A 2228-nucleotide genomic window follows, 5' to 3' on the forward strand; every position below is an offset into this window, starting at 1 on the left:
GCGTTCTGGTCCCACGTGGTCATCGACGCCCATTCGGCACGAGGATGGCGAACTCCTGGGGTTCGCGAAGATCACACGCGACATTACGGAGCGGAAGAAGGCGCAGGAGAAAATGGATGCGATCGGCAAGCTAACGGGCGGCGTCGCCCACGATTTCAACAATTTGCTGATGGCGATTTCGGGAAGTCTCGAGCTGCTCCGCAAACGACTTCCCGACGATCCACAATTGCTGCGTCTTCTCGACAACGCGGTGCTCGGGGCGCGACGGGGAGCGTCCTTGACGCAGCGCATGCTGGCTTTTGCCTGGCGGCAGCAACTCGATCCAAAGCCTGTCGACCTAATTGGCCTAAATCCAGGGAATGAGAGAATTGCTGGAGCGGTCGCTTGGCTCAAGGGCGATCATAGAAACGAAATTTCCGCTCTCGCTCGATCATGTAATGATCGATGAAAGTCAGATCGAACTTGCCTTGCTCAACCTGTGTGTCAACGCCAGTGACGCCATGCCTGATGGTGGGCCGATCATCATTTCCGCCCGGATGGAACAGGTCGGCGAAAGCAATGGTGCTGGCTTGGCTCCCGGCCATTATGTCTGCCTCTCGGCAGCCGACAGTGGCGAAGGAATGGACGAAGGGCGACGGAACCGTTTTCACCACAAAAGGCGCTGGCAAAGGTACGGGTCTCGGTCTGTCCATGGTGCATGGGATGACAGAGCAAATGGGCGGGTGCCTAGTGCTCAAGAGCTCCAGGGGAACCGGAACCTCAGCGGAACTATGGCTGCCGATCGCAACCGCGAGCTCAGAAGTCGCGCGCGGGCCGGATGTTCTGACCGAGGAAGTCATCGAGGCGGTGTCTCTGCGAATTCTGGCGGTGGATGATGGGGACGCCCTGGTCCTGTTGAATACCGCTGCGATGCTCGAGGATCTCGGCCATACCGTTGCGAAGGCGCATTCTGCGGCCGCCTTCCTTGCGCTGTTGGAGGAGCACCGGTTCGACCCCGTTATAACGGACTACGCGATGCCGAAGACGACTGGCCTACAGCTGTCGAAGGCGATTAAAGACAAGTGGCCGAGCGTCCCCGTCATTGTAGCAACAGGCTACGCCGAACTCCCTGGCACTCCCGAGATCAAGATTCTCAGCAAGCCATTCACGGAAAAGGAGCTAGCGAGCGCGATAACATCTGTTCGCTTTATTGGGCCGCCGGCCCGGCCAATGTTCCGTCGAGCCAAACGAAATACCGTCGCTCACGGTTGCTTGACTCCGGCCTCACTGCAACAATATCCCGACTGTGGCGCTCTGGCCTTGCACGATCGCCATCGCGGCGGGTTGATCCATTTACCTGGGGTCTACCGCCAGCCGCGCAACCTTGCATAATTCGGGCAAACTCACTTCCAACTGCAGAGTTACACTATGATGCCAATCTACATCGGGTACGACCCACGCGAAGCCCGAGTCCTCGAGGTGGCGCGATGGAGCGCCTTCCGCCGGACAAGCACGCCGTTGCAGATCCACCCACTGGTGCTCAAAGACCTTGAAGCCCAAGGAATCATGAAGCGACCGATGGAGGTACGTGACGGTAGGCTCTGGTGCCCGATCTCCGAGGCACCGATGGCGACCGAGTTTGCCATATCGCGCTTTGCCGTTCCGTTTATGCGGCAAGGCGGCTGGGCCATGTTCTGCGATTGTGACGTTCTTTTTCTGCAGGATCCCGTCAAGCTGCTCGACCTGGTCGATCCTTCCTACGCGATCATGGCGGTTAAGCACCGGCAACGCGAGTCTGAAGCCGTCAAGATGGACGGACAAACGCAGACGTTCTATCGGCGCAAGAACTGGTCGTCGGTCGTTTTGTGGAATCTAGATCATCCCGCCAACAAACGACTGACGAACGAAATGCTTAATACGTGGCCCGGACGTGACCTCCACGCCTTCAAATGGCTCGAGGATCATGAGATCGGGGAGTTGCCTCTGGCATGGAACTACCTCGTAGGGGCGTCGGCTTCCGAACTCGACCCCGCCGAAGTGTCGCTGGCGCACTACACGCTCGGCGGTCCCTGGTTTGCCGGTTGGTCGGGCGCCACACAATGGGACGAATTGTGGAGCCGAGAAGAAAGCATTCTGCGTGCGTTTGAGGAAAATGCGGTTCAGATCCCCGCATGAAACCTCCGCTTTCGGATCTCTTGCCCGTGCTCTCAAAGCCCATCCTCCGCTTGCCCAGGCTCACGGGTCCCGCC

General features: G+C 58.7%; 3 protein-coding genes. All 3 read left to right on the forward strand.

The annotated features are described in order from the left end of the window. Positions 1–448 (forward strand): histidine kinase dimerization/phospho-acceptor domain-containing protein (locus EN949_RS36925; RefSeq protein WP_245472581.1); only part of this gene is annotated, 448 nt, incomplete at its 5' end. A gap of 161 nt (positions 449–609) precedes the next feature. Then, positions 610–1371, forward strand: coding sequence for a response regulator (locus EN949_RS36930; protein ID WP_164755830.1), 762 nt, complete (start codon positions 610–612; stop codon positions 1369–1371). 36 nt (positions 1372–1407) lie between these two features. Continuing rightward, on the forward strand, positions 1408–2154 hold the full coding sequence (locus EN949_RS34670) for a hypothetical protein (protein ID WP_013525202.1): 747 nt from the start codon (positions 1408–1410) through the stop codon (positions 2152–2154). The last annotated feature ends 74 nt before the right edge of the window (positions 2155–2228 follow it).

Origin of the sequence: Mesorhizobium sp. M7A.F.Ca.US.007.01.2.1 (assembly GCF_003998165.1) — a bacterium.
Classification (GTDB): Bacteria; Pseudomonadota; Alphaproteobacteria; order Rhizobiales; family Rhizobiaceae; genus Mesorhizobium; species Mesorhizobium ciceri.